25 protein-coding genes are annotated in these 24,541 nt (G+C 67.4%); 15 read left to right on the forward strand and 10 right to left on the reverse strand.

Annotated features, from left to right (window positions below; translation table 11 throughout):
* Positions 1–62: 62 nt before the first annotated feature.
* The 4 genes from V7787_RS32855 to V7787_RS32870 all read left to right on the forward strand — a co-directional run bounded on the left by V7787_RS32855 (position 63) and on the right by V7787_RS32870 (position 4,961).
* Positions 63–1,118 (forward strand): bifunctional nicotinamide-nucleotide adenylyltransferase/Nudix hydroxylase, encoded by a 1,056-nt coding sequence (locus V7787_RS32855; RefSeq protein ID WP_336091587.1) that lies wholly within the window; start codon positions 63–65, stop codon positions 1,116–1,118.
* Between the two features lie 75 nt (positions 1,119–1,193).
* Positions 1,194–2,618, forward strand: a complete 1,425-nt coding sequence (locus V7787_RS32860) for a nicotinate phosphoribosyltransferase (RefSeq protein ID WP_336091588.1) — start codon at positions 1,194–1,196, stop codon at positions 2,616–2,618.
* Positions 2,619–2,734: 116 nt separating this feature from the next.
* Positions 2,735–3,871 carry a hypothetical protein gene (locus V7787_RS32865; protein WP_336091589.1) on the forward strand — a complete coding sequence of 379 codons (1,137 nt, stop codon included), beginning with the start codon at positions 2,735–2,737 and terminating at the stop codon, positions 3,869–3,871.
* Positions 3,864–4,961: a DNA methyltransferase gene (locus V7787_RS32870; protein ID WP_336091591.1), complete on the forward strand. Its 1,098-nt coding sequence runs from the start codon at positions 3,864–3,866 to the stop codon at positions 4,959–4,961. Before V7787_RS32865 ends, V7787_RS32870 begins: the two co-directional genes overlap by 8 nt.
* A 46-nt stretch (positions 4,962–5,007) precedes the next feature.
* Here V7787_RS32870 and V7787_RS32875 read toward each other — a convergent pair whose 3' ends face one another.
* From V7787_RS32875 to V7787_RS32890, 4 genes are all read right to left on the reverse strand, one after another.
* Positions 5,008–5,745 carry a hypothetical protein gene (locus tag V7787_RS32875; protein WP_336091593.1) on the reverse strand — a complete coding sequence of 246 codons (738 nt, stop codon included), beginning with the start codon at positions 5,743–5,745 and terminating at the stop codon, positions 5,008–5,010.
* A 224-nt stretch (positions 5,746–5,969) separates the two neighbouring features.
* Positions 5,970–6,524 (reverse strand): GNAT family N-acetyltransferase, encoded by a 555-nt coding sequence (locus tag V7787_RS32880; protein ID WP_336091595.1) that lies wholly within the window; start codon positions 6,522–6,524, stop codon positions 5,970–5,972.
* Positions 6,521–7,072, reverse strand: a complete 552-nt coding sequence (locus V7787_RS32885; protein WP_336091596.1) for a GNAT family N-acetyltransferase — start codon at positions 7,070–7,072, stop codon at positions 6,521–6,523. The genes V7787_RS32880 and V7787_RS32885 overlap by 4 nt, the downstream gene beginning before the upstream one ends.
* Positions 7,073–7,233: 161 nt before the next feature.
* On the reverse strand, positions 7,234–8,256 hold the full coding sequence (locus V7787_RS32890) for a zinc-dependent alcohol dehydrogenase family protein (RefSeq protein WP_336091598.1): 1,023 nt from the start codon (positions 8,254–8,256) through the stop codon (positions 7,234–7,236).
* Positions 8,257–8,395: 139 nt separating this feature from the next.
* Between V7787_RS32890 and V7787_RS32895 the strand changes: the two genes are divergently transcribed.
* Positions 8,396–9,340: a LysR family transcriptional regulator gene (locus V7787_RS32895; protein WP_336091599.1), complete on the forward strand. Its 945-nt coding sequence runs from the start codon at positions 8,396–8,398 to the stop codon at positions 9,338–9,340.
* Positions 9,341–9,473: 133 nt separating this feature from the next.
* Here the strand turns inward: V7787_RS32895 and V7787_RS32900 are convergent, their stop codons facing one another.
* Positions 9,474–10,448, reverse strand: coding sequence for an RDD family protein (locus tag V7787_RS32900; protein ID WP_336091601.1), 975 nt, complete (start codon positions 10,446–10,448; stop codon positions 9,474–9,476).
* 245 nt (positions 10,449–10,693) lie between these two features.
* Here V7787_RS32900 and V7787_RS32905 point away from each other — a divergent pair, with 245 nt between their 5' ends.
* The 3 genes from V7787_RS32905 (at position 10,694) to V7787_RS32915 (ending at position 13,109) form a co-directional block, all read left to right on the forward strand.
* Complete coding sequence (locus tag V7787_RS32905) at positions 10,694–11,707, forward strand: helix-turn-helix domain-containing protein (protein WP_336091603.1); 1,014 nt, start codon at positions 10,694–10,696, stop codon at positions 11,705–11,707.
* 195 nt (positions 11,708–11,902) lie between these two features.
* A complete protein-coding gene (locus V7787_RS32910) occupies positions 11,903–12,565 on the forward strand; it encodes a class I SAM-dependent methyltransferase (protein ID WP_336091604.1) in 663 nt (220 codons plus the stop codon).
* A gap of 28 nt (positions 12,566–12,593) precedes the next feature.
* Positions 12,594–13,109 carry a hypothetical protein gene (locus V7787_RS32915; protein WP_336091606.1) on the forward strand — a complete coding sequence of 172 codons (516 nt, stop codon included), beginning with the start codon at positions 12,594–12,596 and terminating at the stop codon, positions 13,107–13,109.
* 155 nt (positions 13,110–13,264) lie between these two features.
* On the opposite strand, the gene V7787_RS32920 is transcribed toward V7787_RS32915, so the two are convergent.
* On the reverse strand, positions 13,265–14,425 hold the full coding sequence (locus V7787_RS32920; RefSeq protein ID WP_336091608.1) for an AAA family ATPase: 1,161 nt from the start codon (positions 14,423–14,425) through the stop codon (positions 13,265–13,267).
* Between the two features lie 454 nt (positions 14,426–14,879).
* Here V7787_RS32920 and V7787_RS32925 point away from each other — a divergent pair, with 454 nt between their 5' ends.
* The 5 genes from V7787_RS32925 (at position 14,880) to V7787_RS32945 (ending at position 18,347) form a co-directional block, all read left to right on the forward strand.
* Complete coding sequence (locus V7787_RS32925; protein ID WP_336091611.1) at positions 14,880–15,845, forward strand: CsgG/HfaB family protein; 966 nt, start codon at positions 14,880–14,882, stop codon at positions 15,843–15,845.
* Between the two features lie 94 nt (positions 15,846–15,939).
* Positions 15,940–16,422 carry an Imm26 family immunity protein gene (locus tag V7787_RS32930; protein ID WP_336091613.1) on the forward strand — a complete coding sequence of 161 codons (483 nt, stop codon included), beginning with the start codon at positions 15,940–15,942 and terminating at the stop codon, positions 16,420–16,422.
* Positions 16,423–16,547: 125 nt separating this feature from the next.
* The gene (locus V7787_RS32935) at positions 16,548–17,378 is read left to right on the forward strand and encodes a helix-turn-helix domain-containing protein (protein ID WP_336091615.1); all 831 of its coding nucleotides are present in this window, start codon (positions 16,548–16,550) and stop codon (positions 17,376–17,378) included.
* Between the two features lie 58 nt (positions 17,379–17,436).
* Positions 17,437–17,787: a VOC family protein gene (locus V7787_RS32940; RefSeq protein ID WP_336091617.1), complete on the forward strand. Its 351-nt coding sequence runs from the start codon at positions 17,437–17,439 to the stop codon at positions 17,785–17,787.
* A gap of 110 nt (positions 17,788–17,897) precedes the next feature.
* A complete protein-coding gene (locus V7787_RS32945) occupies positions 17,898–18,347 on the forward strand; it encodes a hypothetical protein (protein WP_336091619.1) in 450 nt (149 codons plus the stop codon).
* A gap of 30 nt (positions 18,348–18,377) precedes the next feature.
* Here V7787_RS32945 and V7787_RS32950 read toward each other — a convergent pair whose 3' ends face one another.
* Entirely contained in the window at positions 18,378–19,814 is a 1,437-nt protein-coding gene (locus tag V7787_RS32950) for an MATE family efflux transporter (protein ID WP_336091621.1), read from the reverse strand.
* Positions 19,815–20,070: 256 nt separating this feature from the next.
* On the opposite strand from V7787_RS32950, the gene V7787_RS32955 reads away from it, so the two are divergent.
* The gene (locus V7787_RS32955) at positions 20,071–20,514 is read left to right on the forward strand and encodes an SRPBCC family protein (protein ID WP_336091623.1); all 444 of its coding nucleotides are present in this window, start codon (positions 20,071–20,073) and stop codon (positions 20,512–20,514) included.
* Between the two features lie 196 nt (positions 20,515–20,710).
* On the opposite strand, the gene hutU is transcribed toward V7787_RS32955, so the two are convergent.
* A complete protein-coding gene (gene hutU / locus V7787_RS32960; protein ID WP_336091625.1) occupies positions 20,711–22,381 on the reverse strand; it encodes a urocanate hydratase in 1,671 nt (556 codons plus the stop codon).
* Positions 22,382–22,525: 144 nt separating this feature from the next.
* Here hutU and V7787_RS32965 point away from each other — a divergent pair, with 144 nt between their 5' ends.
* The gene (locus V7787_RS32965; protein ID WP_336091626.1) at positions 22,526–23,107 is read left to right on the forward strand and encodes a TetR/AcrR family transcriptional regulator; all 582 of its coding nucleotides are present in this window, start codon (positions 22,526–22,528) and stop codon (positions 23,105–23,107) included.
* A gap of 241 nt (positions 23,108–23,348) precedes the next feature.
* Here V7787_RS32965 and V7787_RS32970 read toward each other — a convergent pair whose 3' ends face one another.
* Positions 23,349–23,672, reverse strand: coding sequence for a hypothetical protein (locus V7787_RS32970; protein WP_336091628.1), 324 nt, complete (start codon positions 23,670–23,672; stop codon positions 23,349–23,351).
* Between the two features lie 113 nt (positions 23,673–23,785).
* Entirely contained in the window at positions 23,786–24,409 is a 624-nt protein-coding gene (locus V7787_RS32975; RefSeq protein ID WP_336091630.1) for a YybH family protein, read from the reverse strand.
* Positions 24,410–24,541: the final 132 nt, after the last annotated feature.

Genomic DNA, 24,541 nt, shown 5'->3' on the forward strand with positions numbered 1-24,541 from the left:
GTAGCATTTTCCATACGCCAGCGGACAGACCGCCGGTCTCATCAACTCCATGAGGGATTCTCATGGCAATCGAATTCGATTACCTCGTTTTCATCGGCCGTTTCGAGCCGTTCCACAACGGCCACGCCGCCGTCGCCCGCCACGCGCTGGGCAAGGCCGCCAAGGTCGTCTTCCTGGTCGGTTCCGCCGACACTCCCCGCACCATCAAGAACCCCTTCACCGTCGCCGAGCGCGCGGTGATGATCCAGTCCGCGCTCGCCGATTCGGCCGACCGCCTGATAGTGCGTCCGCTGCGCGACCACCTCTACAACGAGAGCCTGTGGATCGCCAGCGTGCAGCGCACCGTCGCCGAGGCGGTACGCGCCGACGGCGGCGACGGCAATGCGCGGATCGGACTGATCGGCATGGACAAGGACGCCTCCAGCTACTACCTGCGCGAGTTCCCGCAGTGGCCGCTGGTCGATGTCAGCCACACCGCCACGCTGTCGGCGACCGAGTTGCGCCGTTATTTGTTCGAAGCCAACCAGATCGACAGCCATGGCGGCCTGATGCTGATCCGCGCCAACGTGCCCGGCCCGGTGTTCGACATGCTCGAAGCGTTCCGCAAGAGCTCGCCGGCGTTCACCCAGCTGGTCGCCGAATACCAGTTCATCGAGCAATACCGCGCCGCCTGGGCCGACGCGCCGTACGCGCCGACCTTCGTCACCACCGACGCGGTGGTGGTGCATTCCGGCCACGTGCTGCTGGTGCGCCGCCGCGCCGAACCGGGCAAGGGCCTGTGGGCGCTGCCGGGCGGTTTCGTCGGCCAGCACGAGAGCCTGCTGGACGCCTGCCTGCGCGAATTGCGCGAGGAAACCCGGCTCAAGCTGCCGTTGCCGGTGCTCAAGGGCTCGATCAAAGGTCAGCAAGTGTTCGATCACCCCGAACGCAGCGCGCGCGGCCGCACCATCACCCACGCCTTCCACTTCGAGTTCCCGGCCGGCGAGCTGCCGGCGGTGCGCGGCGGCGACGACGCCGACAAGGCGCGCTGGATACCGGTCAGCGAAGCGTTGGAAATGAGCCCGCAACTGTTCGAAGACCACCTGCACATCCTCGAATTCTTTCTCGGCCGCGGTTAGTCCACAGGGACCGCCCGGCCGCCAACGCCGGTGGACAGACCGCCGGCTTCCCCCAGACGCGAAGGAGCTTCCGTCATGCAATGCCTCGACAACCTGCTACTCAACACCGACAGCTACAAGGCCAGCCACTGGCTGCAATACCCGCCCGGCACCGACGCGACGTTCTTCTACGTCGAATCGCGCGGCGGCGTGCACGACCGCACGGTGTTTTTCGGTCTGCAGGCGATCTTGAAAGAGTATCTGGCCAAGCCGATCACCCACGCCGACATCAGTGAGGCGCGCGACCTGTTCGCCGCGCACGGCGAGCCGTTCAACGAAGCCGGCTGGCGCTACATCGTCGACCACCACGGCGGGCTGATGCCGATCCGGATCCGCGCGGTGCCCGAAGGCACGGTGGTGCCGACCCATCAGGCCCTGGTGACGATCGAATCCACCGACCCCAACGCGTACTGGGTGCCGTCGTATCTGGAAACGCTGCTGCTGCGCCTGTGGTACCCGGTGACGGTGGCCACGATCAGCTGGCACGCCAAGCAGACCATCCGCCAATTCCTGGAACGCACCAGCGACGACCCGGAAGGGCAGTTGCCGTTCAAGCTGCACGACTTCGGCGCGCGCGGCGTGTCCAGCACCGAATCGGCGGCGTTCGGCGGCGCCGCGCATCTGGTCAATTTCCTCGGCACCGACACGGTCTCCGGCTTGCTGTTAGCCAAGCGCTACTACCATGAGCCGATGGCCGGTTTCTCGATCCCGGCCGCCGAGCACAGCACCATCACCAGCTGGGGCCGCGAGCGCGAAGTCGACGCTTACCGCAACATGCTCACCCAGTTCGGCAAGCCCGGCGCGATCGTCGCGGTGGTGTCCGACAGCTACGACATCTTCCACGCGATCCGCGAACACTGGGGCACGACCCTGCGCGAGGAAGTGATCGCCTCCGGCGCGACCTTGGTGGTGCGCCCGGACTCCGGCGATCCGGTCGACGTGGTCCACCAGTGCGTGACCATGCTCGATGAAGCCTTCGGCCACACCGTCAACGGCAAGGGTTACAAGGTGCTCAACCATGTGCGGGTGATCCAGGGCGACGGCATCAACCCGACCAGCATCCGCGCGATCCTGGAACGCATCACCAGCTACGGCTACGCCACCGACAACCTCGCCTTCGGCATGGGCGGCGCGCTGTTGCAGCGGCTGGATCGCGACACCCAGAAGTTCGCGCTGAAGTGCTCGGCGGCGCGGGTCAACGGCGAGTGGATCGACGTCTACAAGGATCCGGTCACCGACAAGGGCAAGTCGAGCAAGCGCGGCCGCATGACCTTGCTGCGCCATCGCGAGTACGGCCACTTCAAGACCGTGCCGGTGCCGCCGGAAGCGGCGTCGCTGGAGGAAGCGGTCAAGCCGCTGGGCTTCGACGATGCGATGGTGACGGTGTGGGAGGACGGCCGGATCGTCAACGATTGGACGTTCGCGCAGGTTAGGGAGTTGGCTAACGCTACGCGGCTTTGATGGCTTGCCTGGCCCTCACCCCTCTCCCGCAAGCGGGAGAGGGGTGAGGGGATGAGCGCCGCCGGCGCGAATGCTTTCGCGACACAAATCGCCTCGCCCCAACCTCGGAGCTAAACATGCCAGCCCCCCTCGAAGGGCTCGCCGCCGCCGACCCGGCGACCCTCCCCCTCAGCGCAGCCTCCTGCCTGTTCGAACGCCTGCGCGCGAACACGCCGCAACTCGCCCGCCGCGCACCAGCCGAACACGACGCCAGCCGCTGGCGCGAACACACCCTCGGCGAGCGCCGTTACCGCTTCGCCCAACCGATCACCTTCACTCCCTACGCCTCGGCCCGCCCCTGCTCGGCGCGCTGCCGCTTTTGTTCGGAAACCCTGCGCCCCACCGAAGCCGGCGCGATGGCCCAGACCCTGCGCCCGGGCGCCGACTACTTCGCCCGCTTGAGCCAGGCGCTGGCGCAACTGCGCGGCCTGCCGCTGTCGTGGTCGCTGTCGGGGCTTGAGTCCAGCGACGACGAAGACTGGTTCCTGCAACTGCTGAGCACGCTGCAACAGGCCGAACGCGACGGCATCGTGGCCGAGGATCGGGTGCTCTACAGCAACGGCGCCGGCTTCGCCCGCGGCCGCGGCGATGAACTGATCGCCGCGCTGCGCGGCTTCGGGCTGTCGTGGCTGGAACTGTCGCGGCACCATCCAGACCAGGCGCGCAACCAACACATCATGCGCTTCCGCGACGGCGAGCCGATCGCCGCCAACGCGATGTTCGAACAGGTAGCGCGCTCGATCGCCGCGGCCTTCGAACTGCGCCAGATCTGCATCCTGCAACGCGGCGGCGTCGCCGACGCGGCCGCCATCGCCGACTACCTGGACTGGGCCCGCGATTGCGGCGCCGGCACGGTGGTGTTCCGCGAGTTCTCGCGCCTGGACGAGGGCTATCGCGACAACGGCACCCTGCGCTATCTGCAAAGCGAACGCGTGGCGATAGAAAGCGTACTGAGCCAGTGCATGGCCGCCGATTGGTGGCCGACGCTGACGCCGCTGCGGATCACCGAAGGCTACTACTTCTGGAACCTGCATCTGCGCGACAACGTCCGCGGCCTGGACGTGGTGTTCGAATCTTCCGACTACGGCGCCATGCACCAACGCCACGCCTCCGGCGACATCTACAAACTGGTGTGGCACGCCAACGGCCGCCTCTGCGCCGGCTGGCAACCCGATCGCGACGTGCTGTGGCCAGCGGAGCCGGCGCATGGATAGCCGCAGTTGGTGGGTGCTGGAACCCGATCCGCCCGAACACGGGCTGCCCGACGACCTGCGCGCGCGCGACCGTTTCGGCGGCCGCGACTGCGGCTGGGTCGCGCAGATGCGGCCGTTCGTGCGCCACTTCACCCGCCCCGGGCAATGCGTGTTCGATCCGTTCTGCGGCTTCGCCACCACCCTGCTCGCCGCCGCGCTGGAAGGCCGCCAGGCCTGCGGAATCGAGATCGACGCCGACCGCGCCGCGCTGGCCCGCGAGCGTCTGCGGCGGCACGGCGTCGACGCGCCGATCGCGGTCGGCAGCCTGCCCGACACCGCGCCGCCGCGCGCGATCGATCTGTGCCTCACCAACGTGCCCTACTTCGGCTGCCGCTGGCCGCAGGACGATACGCAGGGCGCCGCGGCCGCGGGCCAGTTGTACCTGGAACGCGATTACGCCGCTTATCTGGAACGCCTGCGCGACATCTTCCACGGCGTGCGCGCCGCGCTGCCGGACGGCGGCTTCTGCATCGCGATGGTCGAGAACGTGGTGATCGACCAGCGCATGTTGCCGCTGGCCTGGGATCTGGGCCGGCTGTTGGGCGGCCTGTTCGTCGCGCACGAAGAACGCCTGCTGTGCTATCCACGCGAAGCCGTCGCCTTGCCGGCCGCAACCACCCGCGGCGACCGCAGCCACGAGTACGCGCTGATATTTCAGAAGGCGCGCGAAACCATCTGCATCGCCAGCACTCAGGCCGAGTTGCAGGCGATCGAACAAGCCGGTTTCGCGTTCGAGCTATACGGCAGCTTCGCCCGCTGGCTGCAACGCGGCGACGCCGACTCGCCGCGACTGCCTGCCGATGCCGATCTGTTGCTGCCCGACGACGAAGCGCGTTTCAACCAGCTGCTGCACTGGCTGCACGAACGCCACTACCAACTCAGCCTGTGGGGCGAACCGATCCTGCCGCCGGTGCGCCTGCAGCAGCTGCGCGCGCATTGGTATCTGCGCGCGCAGCGTCGCGACCGTTTGGGCCGGCTGGTCCGGCTGGATCTATGCCTGGCCTCGCAAGCCGCCGAGTACCTGCGCGGTCAGCCCGACAGCGCGCGCTGAGCGCCGATCCGACGCGCGCACGAACCCGCGCGGTCCAGGCGCCCCCTTAAACGGTTTCCTCCCGATCCGATTCCTGCAACGCATCGACCAACTGCGGCAGCCGCACCGCGCCGCCCATCGCCCTGAGCAGATGCTCGCACCGCGTGCGGATCGCCGCGGGCGCCATCGGCCAGGACGGGGTAAGCCGCGACTCGGGAAACACCACGAACAGGCACGGCCCCGTCGGCGCGCCGCGTCCGCGCGCATCGGCGCGCTGGCCGGACAGATCGCTGGCCATGCGCATGGACACCTCGCCGAGCGTGCGTTCCGGGCCGATGTCGCCGATCAGGCCATGGCTGCTGCGATGGTTGGCGGGCTGATACGCCACCACGAAATCGCCCAGGTCGCCGGTGCCCGGCCGCGTGCGCAAGGATTCGGGCAACACCAGATAGGGAATCCGGCCGGCATCGACATACGCGGCCGGATCGGTGCGGGAACGATCGAAGTCGCTCAACGCGGTGATCGAGACGAAGCAACCGGCGTGCCGCCCCACCGCCTGTTGCAACGGACGCAGCGGCCGCTTCGGATCGGCCACCAACCGGCGCGACCAATCCCCGTCGGGCCAGCGGGTTCGGCGAACGTTGCCGCTGCCGGTGTTCTCGGGGTTGTACGCATCGGCGGCGCCGTCGGCGACGACCGCGACGCTGGGAATCAAAAACACGTAGGCCCGCCGCTTTCCCATGTCGATGCTATGTACGACGGTGCCGTTGTATTCCATCCACCGCTCGACGACCAATATGCTCATGCCGCTCTCCGTAGCCGTGGTCGAAGGACGCGATCGCTATCGCGTTTAGTTCGCTCCGAACCGATTGCGCACAAATCGATGTCAATTCATCGTGATTTCGTCCGGGCTCACCGGCGTCGCTGATACAGCGATGAAACCCGCGAATGCGGCGCGATATCGACGCGCCGCGATCTATGCACAAGAAATGTGCGCCGAATCATTTCGACGAAAATATTGGGTCTACATCAGGCGATTTTTTGGTACCAAAACAACGCAGTTTCATGGGCGACGGCCGGATCGTTGGCGTAATGAAAAAGGTCAAATCCGCCCAGGACAAAGCCCTTGCGTTCATAGAACCGGCAAGCGGCGACGTTGTTGTCCTGGGTTTCCAGCATCACCCCGGGCAGGCCCCGCTCGCGCGCCCAGGCCAGGGCGCGATCGATCAACGCCGAACCGGCGCCGACGCGGCGCGCGCCGGCATCGACCGCGATATCGTCGATCAGCGCATAGCCGTTCCAACTGCACGACAACAGCAGGCGGCCGACTACCGCGCTGGCGCCATCGTGGCTGGTCGCGATCGCGACGAACGCGGCGCAGTCTTCGTCGTCGAGATAACCCTGCAACTCTTGCGTATCGGTGACGCCGTAGCGCTTGCGGTACGGCGTCACCGCGACCGCTTCATAGCCGATGACGCCCTCGCGCATGTGCAGACTCAGGCGCGAATCGACCAAAAAGCCGGAATCGAAGCTCGCGGCGGCGGCCACATGCTCGGCCCGCAGCGGTTCCACTACCGGGCTCATCGATGCAACTCCAGCGCCAGAATCGCATCGTCGTAAAGCCGCCCGCCCACCTGGAAACGGCGCTCGCCGACCTGGCGGAAACCGTTGCGCGCATAGAACGCCAACGCCCGCGCGTTGCCGGCATAAACGCCCAACAACAGGCGCCCCGCACCGCGCGCGTGCGATTCGGTCACCGCCGCCTGCATCAGCTCGCGTCCCACGCCGCCGCCGTGGAAACGCGAAAGCAGATAGATCCGCTTGAGTTCCAGATCGGTCTCGCTCAGATCCGCCAGCACCAGTTTCGGCGGCGCGACCAAGGCGTAACCGACCGGTGCGGCGCCGTCGGCGGTTTCGACCAACCACGCGGCGACGCCGCTGTCGGCCAACCATTCGGCGTAAACGCCGGGCGCGTGCTGCACCCGACAATGCTCGACGATGGCATCGCCGGCGAGCACGCCGGCGAAGGTTTCCAGGAACGTGGCCGCGCCGGCCAAAGCCAGTGCGCCGACATCGTCGGCGCCGGCGCGGCGGATGCGGGTGAGCGGAGAGGACGGCGCGGAGTCGGTCATTGCGGCGGGATCGCTGAGGCGAGTCGAAGATCGCGCAACGATGCCACGGCACGCGCTCGCGGCACATCGGCGGAAAGTCGCATGACGCCCGAAAGCTCCCTGCCCGTCATTCCGGCGAAAGCCGGAACCCATTTTGACTTTGCACTACCCCACCCACGCCACTAACTCTGAGCCGCAACCCGAATCACCACCTTGCCGAAATGCGCCCCGCTCTTGAGATACTCATACGCAGCCGGCGCCTGTTCGAAATCGAACACCCGATCCACCACCGGCACAATCTTGTTGACCGCAACGAAACGCGACAAATCCTCGCCCATGCCGCTGCTGCCGACGAAGATGCCCGACAAACGCTTGGCGCCCATGATCAGCGAGATCGGATCGAACTGCCCGGCGAAACCGCTGACGCCGCCGATGATCGCGATGGTGCCGTTCATAGCCGCCGCATCGATCGAGCGCTGCAAGGTGCCCTTGCCGCCGACCTCCAGCACCGCGTCCACACCGCGGCCGCCGGTGAGCTTGCGCACCTGCTCCTGCCATTCCGGATGGGTGCGGTAGTTGATCGTGGCGCTGGCGCCGAGCGCCTTGGCGCGTTCGAGTTTTTCGTCGCTGGAGGAGGTGATGATGGTCTCCAGCCCCGCGGCCTTGGCCAATTGCAGGCCCCAGATCGAGACGCCGCCGGTGCCCAGCAGCAGAACGCTTTGGCCCGGCTGCAATTTGGCTTCGACGAACAGCGCGTTCCACGCGGTCACGCCGGCGCAGGTCAGGGTCGCGGCTTGCGCATCGTCCAGGTGCTCGGGCACCGCGAACAACGAATCCTCATCGACCACGATCTCCTCGGCCAACACGCCGTCGGCCGAGGCGCCGAACGGATCGCGGCTGTTGTGCGGCGTCACCGCGCCCTGGTGCCAGTACGGGAAGAAACTGGTCGCGACCCGATCGCCGACGCGCCAGCGGCTCGCGCCCGCGCCGAGTTCGACGATCTGGCCGACCGCGTCGGAGGCCGGAATCACCGGCCCATCGCCATCGGTCAAGTAACTGCCGTCGGCCACCATCAGGTCGCGGAAATTCAACGACACCGCGCGGACCTTGACCCGCACCTGGCCCGGGCCCGGCGCCGCCGCGGCCCGTTCGAACGATTGCAGCGAACCGATACCGGCGCCGCTGCGGATACTAAAAGCCTTCATGGACCTCTCCTGAGCAAGACAAAGCGGGAACCGGGCGGCTTGTGGGTGCCGGCCGGTCCGAGTGGCGCTAAGATATCGTCGCCACACACTCTTTAGTGGCTCAATTCAATCCACTCTTTGTATCCCTCAGGGAACCAATATGGCCGTCAACGACCGCCTGCTCGGCATCGTCGCCTTCGTCCAATCCGCCGAGGCCGGCAGCTTCGCGGTCGCCGCCGAACGCCTGGGCGTCACCCGTTCGGCGATCGGCAAACGCATCGCCCGGCTCGAACAACAACTCGGCGTGCGCCTGTTCCACCGCAGCACCCGCCGGCAGAGCCTCACCGACGACGGCCAGGCCTATTACGAGCGCTGCGTGAAAGCGCTGGCCGAACTCGACGCCGCCGAAGCCGCGCTCGACAGCGGCCGGCGCGAACCCAGCGGCCGCCTGCGCATCAGCGCGCCGGTCTTGTTCGGCCGCCACTGCGTCGCCCCGGTGATGCTGGAACTGGCCCAGCGCCATCCCAAACTGGAGATCGACCTGTCGTTCAACGACCGCATCGTCGACCTGGTCGAAGACGGCTACGACCTCGCCATCCGCCTGGGCCGCCTGCCCGACAGCGCCACCCTCGCCGCGCGTCCGCTGTACGACGAACTGCTGGGCATCTGCGCCTCGCCGGCGTACCTGGCCAAGCACGGCAAACCGCACGACGTCGACGACTTCGAAGGCCACGGCGCGGTGGTGTACGGCCGCAACGGCCAAAGCATCCCGTGGCTGCTGCGCGACGCCGCCGGCAGCGTGCGCGAACCGCGCATCCACACCCGCCTGCGTTTCGACGACGTGCAGGCCATCGCCGACGCCGCCATCGCCGGCGCCGGCCTGGCGATGCTGCCGTGCTGGTTGCTGAGCCGTTACGTGCGCACCGGCGAGCTGCAAATGGTCATGCACGCCGACCGCGTCGTCGGCACCCGCATCAGCGCGGTGTGGCCGCATACCCACTACATGCCGCTGCGCACGCGCGCGGCGATCGATTTGCTGGTCGAACGGATTCCGACGTTGGCGGGTGGGCCGACGCCGATGGCTGGGTGGAGTGCTGCGGCTTGAATGCGGATCGATAGCGGCCTCGCTGCAGCCTGCTATCGACCCAAGGCGGACGGGGCCTCAGACGGTTGCCATTGACCTGCTCAAGCCCCTGAGGCCAGAACGTTCGGTGCTGCGCCTAGACCGCGTGCGAGCCCTAATTCGCTGCCTTCGACGCCGCCGAACCGCCGGCGGCGCCCAACTCCTCGGGCGCGAACCGATAGTGCTTGGAGTGCCAGGAAGTGGAGATGCCCAGGTCGTATCCGTAAACCAGCGAGACATGGATCGCGGACATGCCGCGCGCTTTCTTGTCGTTGGCGAGGATGATCCGTGCGATGTGTTCGGCGAACGCGCGATCATCGACACGTCGCTCGGTCAAGTTCACCTGCGCAACCACTGATTCGACATTGGGGCGCCCGCTGCGGAACGCCGTGTTATGGGTGAGCTGTACGGAGCGGACGCTTGGCTCGGCACCGACGGCGTCATAGGCGGCCGACAGATCCTTGAAGTAGTCGCTTTGCGCCAGTCGCCCGGCGAACGCAGGCACGAGAACCGCCGCGACCAGGATTACGCCGACCACTGCCAGATGCACGCGCCAAACCGGTGCCGGCGCGACCGCAGCGATCGGCGTCTGCGCGGTCACCACCGAACTGCCGACCGCCAGGTCGTGCAAGGAACGGCGGCCACGGCGGTTGAATACGTACAAATAGAGGATCGACAACATGCCGCCGAAAATCACCAACGACAGCACATAGCCTACTGGCGAGAACAGCACCTGCGTATCGAGCGAGGCACCGTTGAGGAAGAACGGAACACCCAGCACGCTGTAACGCAGCAGCGATTGCGGCAACGACAGCAGCGAACCGTTCTTGCCGGCCACGCGCACGCCCAGCAGGCGCTTGCCCAAGGTCTGGCCCGCGAACAGCGTACTGTTCATCACGCCGAAGTACGCCAATGCGACGACGAAGCCCACCGCGCGCCCATAACCTCCCATCCGCGCAAAAACGTCGAACAGCGCCCAGCCTGCCAACGCGCCAACAACGCCCAACACCAGCGAATCGACGATGAACGCGATCGAGCGGCGCCAGAAACCGGCTGCCACCGCCGGTGCTTCCCCAGAAATGCTTTCCATGCCCCCTCCTTTATTGGTCCTTCCCAGCTGGCGATGATGCCATCTGTATTCGCAAGCGCTAGCTCTGAACCCGGCCGAGTGGCCGCGTCCAACCCGAATCGCGCATCGACCGCCTCGGCTCCCACCACCGTTATCGGCTCGATGTTCCCGTCGAGAGTTTGCCGGTCGCCCCCCTCCATGAATCCTCGCGCCACCGCCCCACGGTTACAATCCTCGCCGTGACGACCCAGGCGGCACCCAGATAAATGGAACTTTTCAGCCTCGCCATCGCTGGCTTCTCGATCGTCGTCGCCGCGCTGCTCTGGCTGACCTACGTGGCCTTCCTGGACATCCCCGGCAAGTCGGCGTACTCGATCCTGTCGTGCACCGTCCTGTTGGGCGCGCTGGTCGCGCTGCAGTGGGGACACTTGCTGCACTTCGCCGGCGGGCCGGCGCCGCTGGACACCCTGGCCTACCGGATCGCGCTGTTCGTGGCGCCGTCGTCGTTCTTTTTCTTCGGGCGCTGGGCGCTGCTGCCGGATCAGCCGTTCCGGCCGGCGATACTGCTGGCCTTGTCGCCGATCGCGCTGGTGCTGATCCCGCGCCTGGACGTGTCGCTGCCGATGCTGTTCGCGATCGGCGCGGGCTTCGCGCTGTGGCTGGGCTACCTGGTCTACGGCCTGCGCGCCCAGCGCAAGCAATTCCGCTTCGAGTTCTTCTGGTTCGGCGTCATGTCCGCCATCGCGGTCGCGGTGCTCGCGCTCGGCTTCGCGCTGCCCTACATCGACCACGCCTGGTTCTATCGCTTCTACTGCAACGCGATCGGCGCGGCGTTCGCGATCATGGTCGTGGCGCTGATCGCCAAACCCGACCTGCTCGCCGACCTCACCGAGGCGGCGCAGTTGCGTTACGGCAAGTCCACCCTGCGCGCCGTCGACGTCGACGGCCTGCTGGCCCGGTTGGCCGCGCTGATGGCCGACCCGAAGGTCTACCGCAACGAGGCGCTCACCCTGAGCACGCTGGCCGCGGACCTCGGCGTCAGCGGGCATCAGCTGTCCGAACTGGTCAACACCCGGCTGGGCATGGGCTTCCCGCGTTACGTGCGCGAGCGCCGGGTGGCGGCGGCCAAGTCGATGCCGGTGGCGGAGCCGAACGCGTCGATCCTCGCCATCGGCCTGGACACCGGTTTCAAATCGCAGTCGACCTTCTATGCCGCCTTCAAGGAAGTGACCGGGCAGTCCCCCGGCGACTACCGCAAGGCCAACGCGAAGACCTGCTGACGGCGCGATGCCCCCTGCCGCAGCGCGAACGCGCGGGGCAAAGCGTTCCGGACTCCGGAATGATCTTCCAGGAATCCCGCAAGTCGTTGACGACAAAGGGCTTAAGAAGAATCCGATCCGGACTGATCAGTCTGGAAGCCAGCCCTCGCCGGGGTCCGCCAACCTCGCTCCATCGACCCACCGATGGAGCTTCAGGTGTCCTCTGCTACCCCCTACGCCGCCCGCGACGGCATCAAGGTCTACACCAGACTGGGCCTGCGCCTGTATGACCCGCTGATCGTCGGCCTGTTGGCCCGGCATGTCTGGCAGTGCCCGGCCGAGACCTTCGTCGCCGCCTACCGCAAGCACCTGCGGGCCAATCACGCCGATGTCGGCGTCGGCACCGGCTACTGCCTGGACCAGTGCGGCTTCGACGCGCCGGCCCCGCGCCTGGCGTTGATCGACCTGCAACCCAACTGCCTGGGCTTCACCGCCCGGCGGCTGGCCCGCTACCGCCCCGAGACTTACCTGCGCGACGCCCGCAAGCCCCTGCTCGGAATCCCCGCATTCGACTCGGTGGCCCTCGGCGGCATCCTGCACTGCCTGCCCGGCGACATGCGCGAGAAGGCCGCGGTGTTCGATGCGTTGCGCCCGATCTGCAACCCCGGCGCGACCGTCTTCGGCTTCACCCTGGTCAACGACGCCATCGCCGCCAACCACTGCCGCCGACTGGCCTGGCGCGCCCTGAACGACCTGCGCGTCGTCAATTGCCGCGACGACACCGCTGCCGGCCTGCGCCACGAACTCACCACGCGCTTCCGCGACTGCACCGTCGAGAACGTCGGCTGCTTCGCCTTCTTCAGCGCCCGCGCCCATTGATCGCCCACTTACCCCAGGAAACCCACCCATGACCCCATCGCACAGCGTCGCCAAAACCAGCCAACGGATCGCCTGCCGCGCCGAAGACGCGTGGAACACGGTCTGCTTCTACGAACACATCCGCCGCAAACCTTCGCTGTTCCTGCGCAGCGTGCTGCCGGTGCCGATGCGCACCACCGGCTGCGCCGGCAAGGTCGGCGACACCTCGCGCTGCCTTTACAGCGACGGCGGCTACCTCGCCAAGCGGATAACCGATGTGATCCCCGGGGAACACATCGAATTCGACGTAATCGAGCACAGCATCCGCTACTGCCACAGCATCGCGCTCAAGGGCGGCAGCATCAGCGTCGTCGCCGACGGCGACGGCGCCTGCTCGGTGCACATGCTCACCCGCTACGAACTGCAGTCGCGCTGGCTGCGGCCGTTGCGCCCCTTCATCGAATTCACGATCTCGGCGATGCATCGGATCGTGATGCGCGACATGCAGGAGCGGCTGGAGGCGCGGGACGCGAGTTGGCGTTACATGGGCGGCGAGTCGGTCTAAGACTACGAATCGGGGGCATCGAGGCCAGCGAACTCAGCCCTTCGATTCGATCCAAAGGTTGGCGATCGCACCATGGCCGATGCATACGAATCCGACAGAACCGCCTCGGCGATCGCTTAGCCAGCATCGCATTCAGCAACCCGCACAAACCCCGCTCACCGCTCCGGCCAATACCAAGCCGGAGCATCCAACATCCCCTGCCCGACGATCTGACTTTGGCTGAACTGCTTTTCCAGGTGAATGCTGTTGCAGTCCTCCACCTGCTCCAACGCGCTGATCAAACGCGTGGCGTGCGAAACCACCCACACTTGCGTGCGCTTGGCGGCGTGGGCGATCAACCGCGCCAGCGCCGGCAGCAAGTCGGGGTGCAGGCTGGTTTCCGGTTCGTTGAGCACCATCAGCGGCGGCGGACGCGGGGTGTGCAGGGCGGCGATCCACAGCAGGTAACGCAAGGTGCCGTCGGACAGTTCGGCCGCCGACAGCGGGCGCAGCAGGCCGTGTTGGCGGAACTCCAGCGCGAAGCGCGCGCCTTCGCCGGCGATGTCGACGCTGGCGCCGGGAAACGCGTCGTCGACCGCGGCGGCCAAGGCGCGCTCGTCGCCGATTTCCACGATGGTCTGCCAGGCGGCGGCGAGGTCGCGACCGTCGTGGCTCAGCACCGGTGTGCGCGTGCCCAGCTGCGGTTGCCGCGCGGGTGCGTGGGCGTCGCTGCGGAAGTGGTCGTAGAAGCGCCAGCCGCGGATGGTTTCGCGCAGGGTCAACACTTCCGGCGCGGCTTGCGGGTCGGCGATCTGCGCGAACAGGCTTTCGAACGGGCTCAGGTGTTGCGCGACCACGCGCCAGCCGCGGCCGGCGCGGACCCGCGCCATGCTGCCATTGCGGTCGACCAGCAAATTCGCGCCGCGCAGGAACGGGCCGCTCCAGATCGCTTCGCGTTTGATCTGCGGGTCGTGGGCGAAACGCGACTGCGACGGCCCCGGCAGCCCCAAGTCGATGGCGTAGCCGTATTCGTCGCCGGCGAAGCCCAGCCGCAGCGCTACCGGGCTGGTGCGCGCGACGCCCTGGATCGGAACTTCGCCGCGCTTCATCCGCTCGCTGATGATCTCAGGCCCGGCCCAGAGCGAGGACGCCAATCCGCCCTCGCGCGCCAGCGCCGGCACCACCCCGCCCTGCGCGGTTTGCGCCAGCAGACGCAAGGCGCGATAGAGGTTGGACTTGCCACTGCCGTTGGCGCCGGTGACCACGTTCAGGCGGCCCATCGGCACGGCCAGTTCGCGCAGGGATCGGTAGTTGGCGATGGCCAGGGTGGTGAGCATGGGCGGTCGTGGGTATGGAGGCGGCGGCCAGGATCGCCGCCTCGCGTCGCAGGGATTGAGCCATGAACGGGCCCGGGCGCCGTCGTGGCGGCCGTTGCGCGGCCCCAGGCGGGTGCCGCCGCCGTCTGTCGGTCGCGCCGGCCCCCGTCCTGAATACGACATCTATCACGTTATCATTGCCTGGTGAGTCCGTACCCAGGCCGCCTGCAACGTGCCTGGGTTCGTTTTGGGGAACTCCGGCCGAGCTTCTGCGACAGACAGGCACCCGACAGGCAATCTTCCTAACATTCGCCCGCTCGATTCGACTCGCAAGAGCGCTGAGCAGGCCGATGCCGGGGCGAGGATCGTCGATCCGCTGCGCGCAAGGCTGGAGCGAGACGAACAGGGCTCTATCAGGCGCCGCACCGCAACGGACGCGGCTTTCAGGAAAGCTGTTTGAAGGAACGAAACCACAATGAAGACCGCAATCAAGTCAATCCCCGCCGCCGCCTGCGCGATCGGGCTGGGACTGGCGCTCAGCGTCGCGCCGGCATCGGCCCAGCGCAAAAGCGCGCAGGACCTGCGCGCCGAGAAGATGAACGAAATTCCGACCTGCTCGAAGAACCTCGGCGCCATCTCGGTGATCGAGCCGGAAGACACCGTCAATTGGTGGAGCGGCCAGCAGTTGCCCGCGCCGAGCAAGCTGATCAAGGTGTTCGTGCAGAAGTCGCGCTGCTTCACCCTGGTCGACCGCGGCGCCGGCATGGACATGGCCATGCGCGAACGCGAACTGTCCTCCAGCGGCCAGTTGCGCAATAAATCCAATATCGGCAAGGGCCAGATCCGCGCCGCCGACTACGTGTTGGTGCCCGATCTGATCTCCAAGAACAGCAACGCCGGCGGCAACGCCATCGGCGGCATGCTCGGCGGTTTGATCGGCGGCAAGGCCGGCGCGGTCGCCAGCAATCTGAACTTCAACAAGAAGACCGCCGACGTGGTGCTCACCGTCACCGACGTGCGCTCCTCCGAGCAGGTCGCGATGGCCGAAGGCAGCGCCAAGAAGACCGACATCGGCTTCGGCGCCAGCGGCGCGCTGTTCGGCAGCAGCGGCCTGGGCGGCGCGGGCGTGTCGGGCTACGCCAACACCGAAGTCGGCCAGGTCATCACCATGGCCTATCTGCAGGCTTACACCAACCTGGTGTCCGAGCTCGGCGGCCTGTCGGGCAACGCCTCGGCCTCGAATTCGCAGCAGGCGGTGACCGTGGTCAAGGCCGCGCGCCTGTTCGCCAATTCCAACGGCGCCGGCAAGGTGGTGCGTCCGCTCGAAGCCGGGATGATGCTCTACCCCACCGGCAACAAGCAGGGCGCGATGTGGGAAGTGGAAGACGAACTGGGCAACAAGGGCTGGGTGTCGTCCTTGGCGCTGGAGCTGTCGAAGTAAGTTCGACGGCGACGCGGTACTGAATGCGCGATCCAGAAAAGGGCTGCCGGCGACGGCGGCCCTTTTCGTCAAGGCAGGCGCGGATGCAACCGGAATGGATACCACCCACATGCAACCCTACCCGTTCAAGAAGATCCACCGCGACAAGCTGCAACCCGGCGATCTTTTCTCCTTGCAGATGGACGACGGCCGCTTCGGCTTCGGCCGCATCATCGCCCGCATCAACGACGGTCATGTCGCGGAAATCTTCGATGCGTTCGCAGCGACGCCGTCGATCGATCCGAATGCCGCGCATCGGCGCCTGACGCCATTGGTGGTGCTGGACGCCTACGGCTTGTTTCAGCGCAAGACCGAAGGCAACTGGGGAATCGTCGGCAAGACCGAGAACTACCGGCCCGACCCGGAAACCGCGCGGGCGCGATTCGCCTGGGGTCTGAAGGGCCATCAGAAAGCCACCGACCTGTCGGACCGGTTCGAACCGATCGACGATGCCGAGGCCGAGTTGTTGCCCCGATGCGCTCCGAAAGGCGACTACGACGTCCAGCAACTCATCCAGGCAGCGCTGGCCAAGGCCTGATCCGGCGGCGGGCGCCGCGGCCGGCGACGGCGCATGCCGCGCGCGGCGCAAGAGGCGTTGGCGATACAGCGGCCGCCGGCTCGCGCCACTATCATCGCCAATGTGTTCCGCCAGGATCCGCGCCCGTGCCCGTCGACGACGCTCCCGCTCCGCCCGCCGGCATCCTCGCCGACGCCGCCGGACACTTCGCGCACACCGCGCCGCATCCGCGATTGCGCGGGCACATCCAGCGCATCTGGCGCAATCGGGTGGCGGCGGATCTGCGCGCGCCGCTGGTGATCGTGCCCGATGCGCGCATCGATCTGATCTGGGCCGGCGGCGAATTGTTCGTCGCCGGGCCCGATACCGGCCCGGCGATCGCGCACGTGCCCGCCGGCGCGCGGGTGATCGGCTTCCAGTTCGGCGCCGCCGCCGCGAACGCGTTGTTGCGCGTGCCGATGGAACGACTGCGCGATGCGCGGGTCGACTTCGCCGAATTCGCCGGAACGCGCGCGCGCGATCTGACCGCGCGCGCCGCCGACGCGGCCGATGAGCGCCAGGCGTTGGCGGTGCTGCAACGCGGCCTGATCGCGTTGCTCGGCGATGCGCCGCTGCCGGACCGGCGCCTGCAACGCGTGTACGCGCGGCTGCAGAGCGACAACGGCGACGGCGCCAGCGCCGGCGCGATCGCGCGCGAGGCCGGCCTGAGCGAACGCAGCCTGCGCCGGCGCAGCCTGGACGCCTTCGGCTACGGTCCGCGCACGCTGGCGCGGGTGCTGCGCTTCGGCCGCTTCATGCAGGCCATGCGCGCGCGCCGCGCGGCGCCGCTGGCCGAACTGGCGCTCGAACTGGGCTACGCCGATCAAGCGCATATGAACCGCGAAGTGGCGAGCTTCAGCGGCTGCTCGCCCGGCGAAGTGCGGCGGCAACTGGGCGGCGACCTGGCCGTTTCGTTCAAGACCGCGCCGCGGCGATGACCTACAACGCCCTATCCGGCCGCGCGACCGCCGCGGCCGCCTCATCAAGGACCAACTCATGACCGCTTCGGACCGCAACCTGCGCCTGGACTATCTCGAATTTGCCGTAACCGACATCGCCGCCGCCAAGGCCTTCTACGGCGCCGCCTTCGGCTGGCGCTTCACCGACTACGGCCCGGACTACTGCGAATTCGACGACGGCCGCATGAAAGGCGGCTTCCACGTCCAAAGCGCGCCGCGCCCGGGCGGCGCGCTGGTGATTCTGTACGCCGACGACCTGGCCGATGCCCGCCGGCGGGTGCAAGCGGCCGGCGGCACCATCACCTCCGAGCTCGAATTCCCCGGCGGGCGGCGCTTCCACTTCACCGATCCCAGCGGCTACGAATTGGCCGTGTGGACGGACCGCTGAGCGCCGGTCACCGCTGAAGGCCGCCGCGATCGGCGGATTGTGCGCTGCGCGATTGACCGAGCCGGCCAATCGCGCATGCTATCGATCTCCGAACAACCCCCGCATCGCCCATGGCCTACGAACCGATCCACATGACCTGGGACTACGACGACGGCCCGCGCGCGGGCATCGCCGATTTCCAGGGCCAGCCGCACTACTTCGCCTGCGCCTTCGATTCCGAACACCCCCAGTACGCCGAGGCCTTCACCCTCACCCCGCTGGATGAGGAAACCTTCGGCTGGGCGCGCGAGCACTGGGCGATCTGGCGGCATTGGGAGGCCGAGGTCCACGCCGGCCGGCAGACGCCGGAATCGCATCCCAAGTACGGCCACTACGACCCGCGCTACAACGAACTCGAAGCGCTGATCGACGGCGGCATCGACCGGCTCGCCGCGCGCGCGACGCTCAGGCACGGCCGGTTCCGGATCGCGTCGGTGCCCGGCGAGTTGTTTCCCGGGCAGTTCCGCCAGTTCGAAGTGGAATGGGCCGAGATGGAACCGGCGGCCACCGCGCCGGAGTGATCCGACGCGGCGCCGCGCGAGTCGCCGCCGTTACACCTTCGCGTTCTTCCAGCGTCCGCGGGTGAACAGCCACAGGGTGAACGCGCCGACCGAGGTTTCCGACACGAACACCCCCCAGAACACGCCCGAGTGCTGCCAGCCCAGGGTGACGGCGAGCACGTACGACAGCGGAATCTGGATCAGCCAGAAGAACACCACGTTGATCTTGGTCGGGGTCATGGTGTCGCCGGCGCCGTTGAAGGCCTGCACGGTCACCATCCACCAGCCGTAGATGAAGAACGAGTACGACAGGATCCGCAGCCACTGCGCGCCGATCTCGATCACCTTCGCATCGTCGGTGAAGAACTGCACCAACTGGTGGGGGAAGGCGAAGAACAGCACCGACACGATGACCAGATAGGCCATGTTGTACCAGCCGATCTGCCACACCGAGGCTTCGGCGCGCTCGGGATGGCCGGCGCCGAGGTTCTGCCCGACCAGGGTCGCGGCGGCGTTGGACATGCCCCAGGCCGGCATCATCGTGAACATCATGATGCGGATGGCGATGGTCGCGCCGGCCACCGCCTCGCTGCCGATGCTGGCCAGGATCCGCATCAGGAAGATCCACGAGGTCATCGCCACGATCATCTGGCCGACCCCGCCGAGCGAAGTACGCACGATGTTCCACAGCATCGCGCCGCGCCAGACCAACTGCGCCATCGTCACCCGGATGTGCTTGCCGCCATGGAACAGCACCCACAGTTGGAACAGCACGCCGATGCCGCGGCCGATGTTGGTGGCGATCGCCGCGCCCTCGATGCCGAGCGCGGGCACCGGACCCAGGCCGAAGATCAGCAACGGGCACAGCAGGATGTTCAGGCCGTTGGACAGCCACAGCACCCGCATCGCGATGGCCGCATCGCCGGCGCCGCGGAAGATCGCGTTGATCACGAACAACAGCATGATCACCGCGTTGCCGCCGAGCATCCACTGGGTGTAGCGGTAACCGTGCTCGATGCTCCAGGCATCGGCGCCCATCAGCCGCAGCAGGTCCTGCGCATAGAAAATGCCGGCGACCGCTGGCAATACCGAGACCAGCAAGGCGATGAAGATCGCCTGCACCGCGGTGATCGCCGCGTCCTCGCGCCGGCCCTCGCCGACCCGCCGCGCCACCACCGCGGTCACCGCCATCGCCAGGCCCATGGCCACGGCATAGAGCAGGAACAGATAGCTTTCGGTCAGCCCCACCGTCGCCACCGCCGACGGGCCCAGTTTGGCGACGAAGAAGATGTCGACCACGGCGAAGGTCGATTCCAGCACCAGCTCCAGCACCATCGGCACCGCGAGCAGGAACACCGCGCGGCGCAGCGGAATCTTGGTGTAGTCCGCGTCGGTGCCGCGGATGGCGTCGCGCAGGTCGCCCCACAGGGTGTGCGCGGGTTGCGTTGCGGCGGCCTGGGGATCGGCGGCGGAAGGTTCCTGGGTCATCGCGGGCTCCGTGCTGTGGTCGCACCGGTCGAGGATAGGGCGGGACGCCCGGTTCGCCAGTGACAACAGTACGACGAACCACGGGAAGCCGAATCGACAAGCGCCCGCCGCCCGGCGCCGGGGATGCAACCTTCTCAACAAATCCTCGGCGAAACTGTTAGGAAAATGTATTCGCGCCGCGATGTCGATCCGCGCCGTTCCCGTTCGTCGCCATAATGAGGACTGCACCTCATCACATCACTTTCGGAGAACTCTCATGACCGGCACCGTCCGCCTGCAACGCGTCTTCACCGCCCCGCCCGAGCGCGTCTACCGCGCTTTCCTCGACGCCGCCGCCCTGTGCAAGTGGCTGCCGCCGGACGGCTTCACCTGCACCGTGCACGAGCTGGATGCGCGGGTCGGCGGGCGCTACAAGATGAGCTTCACCAATTTCAGCAGCGGCAGCAGCCACAGCTTCGGCGGCACCTATCTGGAACTGGTTCCGAACGAGCGCATCGTCCACGACGACCGCTTCGACGACCCCAACCTGCCCGGCACCATGGTCACCACCATCACCTTCCGCGAAGTCTCCTGCGGCACCGAAGTGCAAGTGGTGCAGGAAGGGATTCCGGACGTGATCCCGGTCGAGCAGTGCCATCTGGGCTGGCAGGAGTCGCTTACCCTGCTGGAGCGGCTGGTGGAGCCGACGATTCCGGGCTGAGGCAACTCGCCGCAAACGAAAACGGCGACCCACGATCGGGCCGCCGTTTCGATTCCGACTGTAGGAGCTGCGCAAGCTGCGACTGCGCCAATCGCGCCAAGACGAAACTTCCGCCGCGGATCGAACCTCCGCGGCCGCCGATGGCGACCGCGGCAAACGCCCGCAGCACGCGCTCCCAAACAGCGCCGACGGCGCCTTACAGCATCGGCAGATTCAAGCCCTGCTCTTTCGCGCACTGCTGCGCGATCTCATACCCCGCATCGGCGTGACGCATCACGCCGGTGCCGGGATCGTTCCACAGCACCCGCGCGATGCGCTTATCGGCTTCCTCGCTGCCGTCGCAGACGATGACCACGCCGGAGTGCTGCGAATAGCCCATGCCGACGCCGCCGCCGTGGTGCAGCGACACCCAGGTCGCGCCGCCGGCGACGTTGAGCATGGCGTTGAGCAGCGGCCAGTCGCTGACCGCGTCGCTGCCGTCGCGCATGCTCTCGGTTTCGCGATTGGGCGAAGCCACCGAGCCGCTGTCCAGGTGATCGCGGCCGATCACCACCGGCGCCTTCAGCTCGCCGTTGCGGACCATCTCGTTGAAGGCCAGGCCGAGCTTGTGGCGCAGGCCCAGGCCGACCCAGCAGATGCGCGCCGGCAGGCCCTGGAAGCTGATGCGCTCCTTGGCCATGTCCAGCCAACGGTGCAGGTGCGCGTCGTCGGCGATGATTTGCTTGACCTTGGCGTCGGTCTTGTAGATGTCTTCCGGATCGCCGCTGAGCGCGACCCAGCGGAACGGGCCGACCCCGCGGCAGAACAGCGGACGCACGTAGGCCGGCACGAAACCGGGGAAATCGAAGGCGTTCTGGCAGCCTTCGTCCTGCGCCATCTGGCGGATGTTGTTGCCGTAGTCGAAGGTCGGAATGCCCTGCTGCTGGAACGCCAGCATCGCTTCCACGTGCACGCGCATCGACTTCTTGGCCGCGTCGCGCACGCCGTCGGGGTTGGACTTCTGTTCGGCCAGCCAGCGCTCCACGCTCCAGCCGATCGGCAGGTAGCCGTGGACCGGATCGTGCGCGCTGGTCTGATCGGTGACCGCGTCCGGACGCACGCCGCGGCGCACCAGTTCCGGCAGCACTTCGGCGGCGTTGCCGAGCAGCGCGATCGACTTGGCCTCGCCGGCGGCGGTGTACTTGGCGATGCGGGCGAGCGCGTCGTCCAGATCGCTGGCTTGTTCGTCGACGTAGCGCGTGCGCAGACGCATGTCGATGCTGCTCTGCTTGCATTCGATATTCAGCGAGCACGCACCGGCCAGCGACGCGGCCAGCGGCTGCGCGCCGCCCATGCCGCCCAGACCCGCGGTGAGGATCCACTTGCCGCTCAGGTTGCCGCCGTAGTGCTGGCGGCCCATCTCGACGAAGGTTTCGTAGGTGCCCTGGACGATGCCTTGCGAGCCGATGTAGATCCAGCTGCCGGCGGTCATCTGCCCGTACATCATCAGGCCCTTCTTATCCAGGGCGTTGAAGTGCTCCCAGTTGGCCCAGTGCGGGACCAGATTGGAATTGGCCAGCAGCACCCGCGGCGCGTCGGCGTGGGTCGGGAACACGCCGACCGGCTTGCCGGATTGGATCAGCAGGGTTTCGTTGTCTTCCAGCTCGCGCAGCGACTTGAGGATCGCGTCGAACGACGGCCAATCGCGCGCGGCGCGGCCGATGCCGCCGTAGACCACCAGCTCGGCCGGGTTCTCGGCCACCTCGGGATCCAGATTGTTCTGGATCATGCGGAAGGCGGCTTCGCTGAGCCAGGATTTGCAGCTCAGGTCGCTGCCGCGCGGGGCGCGGACGACGCGGGAAGGATCGTTGCGATCGGTGGCGGACACGGCGACTCCGGCGTTCGAAAGAGACAGGAATTATCGCGCCGCGGTTCCGGCGCCCGCCAGCGCGCGGACCGCCGGGGCGAGCAGGCAAAGCGGTATTTCGGCGCGAATTTGCCGATCGGGGCACCCAATGTATACGCTGTATACATGACTGGGCCCGCCACCGCCGACCGTATCCTGCGCGCCGCCCGCGCCTTGTTCGAGCGCGGCGGCGCGCAAGCGGTGAGCATGCGCCGGATCGCCGAGGCGGTCGGGCTGACGCCGATGGCGATCTATCGCCACTTTCCTAATCGCCAGGCGCTGTTGCAGCGCATCAGCGACGACAGCTTCCAGGAGATCTCGCGCCACTGGAGCGCGCGCAACGACGGCGGCGACGTGATCGCGCGGCTGCGCGCGACCCAGCAGATCTATCTGGACTATGCGCTGGCCCATCCGCATTTGTTCGACCACGCCTTTTCCATGCAGCGCGAGCAGGCGCGGCGGTTTCCGGAAGATTTCCGCGCGCGGCGCTCGCCGACCTTGAACGTGGTCGCCGACGTGGTGATCGAGGCGCAACAGGCCGGGCGCTTGCGCGCGGGCGATCCGTGGGACATCGCGATGACGTTGTGGGCGCATACCCATGGGTTGATCGTGTTGTATCGCGCTGGGAGGTTCAGTTATGGCGAGCGTGAATTTCGGGCGTTTTATCGGGCGTCGTTGGATCGGTTGCTCGATGGGATCGGGGTTTAGCGCCGGGGATGGTGCGGCGCCGAGCGAACGGGTTGGAGCAAGATCAAAATGGGTTCCGGCTTTCGCCGGAATGACGGTAGGAAGGAACGCGGCGGCTGGAAACAACCCAGGCCTTCGCTTTTGCTCGTCATCCCCGCATTTGCTCGCCATCCCCGCCCCACAGACAAAAAAACGCCCGGCACAAGGCCGGGCGTGAGGACGGTCCGAACCGAGGTTCGAACCGGAAGGGATACGGTGGCGCTCAGTTCAAGCGCGGATCGAGTTGGCGCAGCGCCTGGCCGACGTCGGTGCGGCCGGTGCGGTCGAGTTCGTCGCGGCTGTAGCTGCGGCCGTAGCCGACACAGTCTTTCTGGTTGCGCGATTGCACCCGCGAACCGGTCTGGGTCAGGCAGCTGGGATCGCGGCGGTCCTGCTTGGCGGCCACTGCCGCCGGTTTGGCATCGGCCGCGGCCGCAGGCTGCGCGGGCTCGCGCGCCAGATCGGGCGAAGCAGCGGCGGGCGCGGTCTGCGCCGAAGCGGCGAACGCGCAAGCGCTCAGCAGCAACACCAGCATCGAACGTTTCATCGGACACCTCCTGAACTCGGGTACGTGGCGGCGTGAATCGCAATCGGTCGCGCTCAGCCTACGCCTCGCCTGTCATAGCGACAGTCCCATCGCCGCCGCCGTTTATGCAGTCGTCAGCGTCGCGGACAGTCCTCGCGGCGGCCGCGCTCGAAGGCCATGGCTTCGGCCTCGGTGGCCGGACGCGGGGTCAGGCCGTCGTCGAACAACACCCGCCACACGCCGTCGCCATCGCGATGCCAGACCGATTGGTAAGCGCCGATCAGATAACGCGGCTCAGCGCCCGGATCGAGCTTTTGATACAGCGCCGGCCCGGTCGACCAGGCCACATCGCCGACGCCGCCGATGGTGACCCGCGCCGGATACCAGCGCAGGCGCAGGCTTTTGCCTTCGATCAGCCCCTTCCACTGCTCGGCGATCTGTTCGCGTCCGCGCGTGGGCTGTGGGCGGCCGGAGCCGAACGCGGCCTGTGGATGCAGATGCGCGGCGAAGGCCTGGGCATCGTGTTCGGCGATCGAGCGGGCGAAACTCAGCTCGCGCGCCCACACCGCGCACTCCTCCTCGCTTAGCGGTGCCAGCGGCGGCGGTGCCGGCTTTACCGGCGGCGACGGCGGCGCGGCGGGCGCCGGCGCGACGGATTTCGTCTCCACCCCGGCAGCGGCAGCATCCGCACCGCTGGCGGCCGGCGCGGCGGCCAGCAGCGACAGACACAGACAGGCGGCACGAGCGGTGGCGCGCATGGCGAATCTCGTTGGGAACCCGCGGCCACTATCCGGCCGCGCCCACCAATACGCCAGCGACTGAAGTCATGCATCGCCCGCGTCGGCGCCCGCCATGCCGATCCTGGCGGCTCGCCGCGCGGCCGCCGCCGA

The organism is Pseudomonas sp. CGJS7, assembly GCF_036961695.1.

Bases quoted from the DNA above. Each gene is read 5' to 3' on its own strand.
- V7787_RS32970 (WP_336091628.1), bottom strand. From the start codon at position 23,672: ATGAAACGTTCGATGCTGGTGTTGCTGCTGAGCGCTTGCGCGTTCGCC.
- V7787_RS32955 (WP_336091623.1), top strand. From the start codon at position 20,071: ATGACCGGCACCGTCCGCCTGCAACGCGTCTTCACCGCCCCGCCCGAG.
- V7787_RS32875 (WP_336091593.1), bottom strand. From the start codon at position 5,745: ATGAGCATATTGGTCGTCGAGCGGTGGATGGAATACAACGGCACCGTC.
- V7787_RS32885 (WP_336091596.1), bottom strand. From the start codon at position 7,072: ATGACCGACTCCGCGCCGTCCTCTCCGCTCACCCGCATCCGCCGCGCC.
- V7787_RS32865 (WP_336091589.1), top strand. From the start codon at position 2,735: ATGCCAGCCCCCCTCGAAGGGCTCGCCGCCGCCGACCCGGCGACCCTC.
- V7787_RS32890 (WP_336091598.1), bottom strand. From the start codon at position 8,256: ATGAAGGCTTTTAGTATCCGCAGCGGCGCCGGTATCGGTTCGCTGCAA.
- V7787_RS32975 (WP_336091630.1), bottom strand. From the start codon at position 24,409: ATGCGCGCCACCGCTCGTGCCGCCTGTCTGTGTCTGTCGCTGCTGGCC.
- V7787_RS32925 (WP_336091611.1), top strand. From the start codon at position 14,880: ATGAAGACCGCAATCAAGTCAATCCCCGCCGCCGCCTGCGCGATCGGG.
- V7787_RS32880 (WP_336091595.1), bottom strand. From the start codon at position 6,524: ATGAGCCCGGTAGTGGAACCGCTGCGGGCCGAGCATGTGGCCGCCGCC.
- V7787_RS32905 (WP_336091603.1), top strand. From the start codon at position 10,694: ATGGAACTTTTCAGCCTCGCCATCGCTGGCTTCTCGATCGTCGTCGCC.
- V7787_RS32870 (WP_336091591.1), top strand. From the start codon at position 3,864: ATGGATAGCCGCAGTTGGTGGGTGCTGGAACCCGATCCGCCCGAACAC.
- V7787_RS32950 (WP_336091621.1), bottom strand. From the start codon at position 19,814: ATGACCCAGGAACCTTCCGCCGCCGATCCCCAGGCCGCCGCAACGCAA.
- V7787_RS32860 (WP_336091588.1), top strand. From the start codon at position 1,194: ATGCAATGCCTCGACAACCTGCTACTCAACACCGACAGCTACAAGGCC.
- V7787_RS32855 (WP_336091587.1), top strand. From the start codon at position 63: ATGGCAATCGAATTCGATTACCTCGTTTTCATCGGCCGTTTCGAGCCG.
- V7787_RS32900 (WP_336091601.1), bottom strand. From the start codon at position 10,448: ATGGAAAGCATTTCTGGGGAAGCACCGGCGGTGGCAGCCGGTTTCTGG.
- V7787_RS32940 (WP_336091617.1), top strand. From the start codon at position 17,437: ATGACCGCTTCGGACCGCAACCTGCGCCTGGACTATCTCGAATTTGCC.
- V7787_RS32895 (WP_336091599.1), top strand. From the start codon at position 8,396: ATGGCCGTCAACGACCGCCTGCTCGGCATCGTCGCCTTCGTCCAATCC.
- V7787_RS32920 (WP_336091608.1), bottom strand. From the start codon at position 14,425: ATGCTCACCACCCTGGCCATCGCCAACTACCGATCCCTGCGCGAACTG.
- V7787_RS32915 (WP_336091606.1), top strand. From the start codon at position 12,594: ATGACCCCATCGCACAGCGTCGCCAAAACCAGCCAACGGATCGCCTGC.
- V7787_RS32945 (WP_336091619.1), top strand. From the start codon at position 17,898: ATGGCCTACGAACCGATCCACATGACCTGGGACTACGACGACGGCCCG.
- V7787_RS32930 (WP_336091613.1), top strand. From the start codon at position 15,940: ATGGATACCACCCACATGCAACCCTACCCGTTCAAGAAGATCCACCGC.
- V7787_RS32965 (WP_336091626.1), top strand. From the start codon at position 22,526: ATGACTGGGCCCGCCACCGCCGACCGTATCCTGCGCGCCGCCCGCGCC.